Source organism: Flavobacterium sp., assembly GCF_031409475.1.
GTDB lineage: Bacteria > Bacteroidota > Bacteroidia > Flavobacteriales > Flavobacteriaceae > Flavobacterium.
The window spans coordinates 1-3,376 of the sequence record NZ_JANNXH010000068.1 but is presented as its reverse complement, the minus strand read 5'-3'; the positions used below and the strand labels follow the sequence as shown (position 1 = coordinate 3,376).

Here is a 3,376-nt window from a genome sequence, read left to right as displayed (position 1 = left end):
TTTGTCTAAAACTTTTTGTAAGTCGGATAATGCAATGTGTTTATCCATTGTTATTGTTGCAGTTTCTAAATCTTTTGAAACGGCAACATTTGTAACGTTTTCAATAGTTATCAAAGCCGATTTTACTTTTGCTTCACAACTCGAACAAGTCATTCCTGTTAATTTATATGTGTGTGTCATTTTATACTATTTTAAAAAAAGACAAAGCCATTTATGACTTTGTCTTTAGATCTGTTCTGTTTTATTTTGCTTGCTCAACAACTAAATCTGTTAAAGGCATTCCACATTTTGAACATATACTGTTTAATTTACCTTGAACTTCTGGGTGCATTGGACAAGAATAAATAGTTTTTGCAACTTTTTTATCGGTTGTTTTTTCTGTTAATTCCATACCACATTTAGAACATTTATCGCCTTTCATTCCCGTAATTTCTGGGTGTATTGAACAAGCGTGTGTTTTCATTTGGGTATCTCCATTCATCATTTCTGAACCATCGTTCATCATATGAGTATCTGTAGTTCCTTTTTCTTCTACTTTTTTATTACACGAAACAGTTACTAAAGCCAAAACTAAAACTGCTAAAATTATTTTTTTCATTTTTTCTAATTTTTAAAAACAATACTAAATGCTTTTTGATAAGCATTTAGTATTGAATTGATTACTTTTTACATTTTGCAAGCTTCTGCACATTTTGTGCACGCCTCTGCGCATTTTTTGCAACATTCCATATCGTGTTTTTTGCACTCGTTTGCACAATCTTCACAACATTTTACGCATAATGCACAAAGTGCATCAGCAAATTTTGAACCTCTTGCATATAATCTCGCACAAAGTGCGCAAATGTCGGCACAATCACGACACAATTTTACGCATTCTTCGTGTCCTTGCATTGTTAAACATTCTGTTGAACATTTTTCACATTCGACCATACAAGCCAAACAAACTTCGATACTTACTTGAACATTTTTCATTTTATGAATTTATTAATCGTAGATTAATTTCTACATATAATAGTACAATGTATTTAAGTTTAGAATGTTACAGTTTTATTTATTAAAGTTGTTTAATTCACACCCATCTTTTTACTTGCTGTATAATAAGAGAATGTTCCTATTATTGTGTTAATAGATTTTATAGTTTTTACATTTGAAAACCCTGCATTTGTAATAAATGTTGGCATCAAACCTTTAACATTATCATTTGTTGTTTTGAAACCGTCAAGAAGTTGAACAAAACCAAAAGTAAATCGCATTAATTTATTTTGTGCTTTGCCCCAATCCGCAATTATGAGTTTGCCGTTAGGTTTAAGAACTCGATGCAATTCTTTTAAACAATTTAGTTTAGTTTCGGCATCGAGTTGATGAAAAACCAAGCAACTATATATTTTATCAAATTGATTTTCTTGATATGGAAGTGTTGCACCATTGTATAAATCTAAAGGAATTGATACATTTTGTTTGTTTAATTTGTGTAATGCAATTTCTCTAACTTTTGGGTCAATATCAACTCCTATAAATTTTGTATTCGTGTTTTGTGCTTTTGCTAAAATTAAATTTTGCCCTGTTCCAAAACCAAACTCTAAAATTGTTTCGTTGTCCTGCGGATTTATCGCATCTATTAACAAACCTCTGAATTTATTTTCGGGCATTGTTAATTTGATTGCTAAATCGTAAAATACGGTTAGAAAATCATAGCCTAATGCTGGGATATATTTTTGTTGTTCCATAGTTACTGAATTAAAAAGGCGAAGCCTTTTTTGGCTTCGCCCAATTAAATTTATTTGATAGTTTCTGTTACTTTTCCGCAACTCAACATCATAGAACCATAGTAAGGATTTTTAACTACATTTTCTTTGCTCAACCAATTTGCACCTTTACCATTGTTTGCCATTGGGCAAAATTGGTAATAAGTTGGCGTTTCTTGTTTTGAAACTTTGATTAACTCGTAGAAGTTTTTTGATAGCGTGTCAAAATGGTCTCTTTGGTGTTTTGCATCTTTGGTTTCTGCAATATGTTCGGCATCTTCTTTTATGTTTTTCAAAACTTTCATCCAAACATTGTGTTCGTCTGTTTTTAAAGTTTCCATTTTGACAGCGTTGATTGCCGAAAGTAATGCTGTTGCTTTTGATGATGCAGTGTTTCCGTCTGTTTTTACTAACGCATCTTTTACAGCAAAATAATTGTCAAATATGGCTTTTAGTTGGTCGGTGTCTTGAACTTCAACTTTTGGTGTTTCAGTATGATTTGCGTGATTGCTATGATCTTCTGTTACGGTTTCTGTTTTAGGTTCCGTTTTCACAGGAACTTTTGCTACTCTATCGTATTGGCAACAACCTGGCAGTTTTGAATATGCGTTATCAGGTGCAAGAAATTTGTCGCTATCGTAACCACTTAATGCAATACGTTTTAAAATTGCATCTTGATTGGTTTTTTTACTATCGTAAGTTAAAGTTGCCATTTTCGTATCTACGTTCCAATCTACTTTGGCTATTTTTTTAAGATCACCTGCTTTTTCAATTGTTTTTTCGCACATATCACAGTTTCCATAAATTTTGACTGTTTCAGTTTTTGCGTTTTTAATTTGTGCATTACACGATGTGAATGATAACAATATTGTAATCGCTACCAATATTTTTGATATTAGTTTCATTGTAATAAAATTTTAATTTTTGATAATAAATAATTTTTGAAAGCAAAGTATTTGCTTTCAAGAAGACAGACTTATGGCTGTCAAAAAAATGTTTAGCCTATTTTAGGAATGAGCCAAATGGAAGTAAAACCCGAAGAAATAAAGGTTTTTGAATTATAAAATTTTGGTTTTTCGGCAGAAAAATCAAAAGAATTATTTTTAAAATTAATTTCGTAAGAAGAAACTATACTAAAATTTACTGATGTTGACGATGTGCAATTTGAATGTCCACATTTTCCCCCACAACTTTTGTCTTCGTCTTTCGAGTGTTTGCCTTTACAACAATCTTTTTTTTCGGTTTTAGAAGTTGTTTCTTTTTTGCAACACGATTTTTCGGTTTTAGTTCCACACGCATAACTCAAAGTTGGCGACAAAAAGAAGCCAAGTGTTAGAATTATAATTATTATGTGTAACTGTTTTTTCATTTAGCAAATATAAGGTGTAATTCTGAAATATTATGTTAATTTTTTATCAGGATTTTTTCAACAGTTCCTGTAGCTCAAGGGTATCATATAACGTCTCGTGGCTTGCAGAAGTTGGGGATTCGGTTAGCCAAATGTATCGATTTAAAAACCAACTTGCAAGTACAAAACCAACTTTAAAGTTTGCCTAAAACCCCAATTGCGCCAAACCGCTGTTGTGCGTAGTTTTTTGATACTATTATTATATTATTAAGAACTTCAACCC

At 31.4% G+C, this 3,376-nt stretch carries 6 protein-coding genes; all 6 read right to left on the bottom strand.

The window, feature by feature from the left end:
* Positions 1-180, bottom strand: a 180-nt coding sequence (locus RMO53_RS13390; protein ID WP_310379015.1) for a cation transporter, incomplete at its 3' end; no start/stop codon positions are given.
* A gap of 61 nt (positions 181-241) precedes the next feature.
* A complete protein-coding gene (locus RMO53_RS13385) occupies positions 242-598 on the bottom strand; it encodes a heavy metal-binding domain-containing protein (protein ID WP_310381670.1) in 357 nt (118 codons plus the stop codon).
* A 68-nt stretch (positions 599-666) separates the two neighbouring features.
* Entirely contained in the window at positions 667-972 is a 306-nt protein-coding gene (locus tag RMO53_RS13380; RefSeq protein WP_310381668.1) for a four-helix bundle copper-binding protein, read from the bottom strand.
* Positions 973-1,064: 92 nt separating this feature from the next.
* Positions 1,065-1,727 (bottom strand): class I SAM-dependent methyltransferase, encoded by a 663-nt coding sequence (locus tag RMO53_RS13375; RefSeq protein ID WP_310381667.1) that lies wholly within the window; start codon positions 1,725-1,727, stop codon positions 1,065-1,067.
* 50 nt (positions 1,728-1,777) lie between these two features.
* Positions 1,778-2,650 carry a DUF3347 domain-containing protein gene (locus RMO53_RS13370; protein ID WP_310381665.1) on the bottom strand — a complete coding sequence of 291 codons (873 nt, stop codon included), beginning with the start codon at positions 2,648-2,650 and terminating at the stop codon, positions 1,778-1,780.
* 92 nt (positions 2,651-2,742) lie between these two features.
* On the bottom strand, positions 2,743-3,114 hold the full coding sequence (locus RMO53_RS13365) for a hypothetical protein (RefSeq protein WP_310381663.1): 372 nt from the start codon (positions 3,112-3,114) through the stop codon (positions 2,743-2,745).
* Positions 3,115-3,376: the final 262 nt, after the last annotated feature.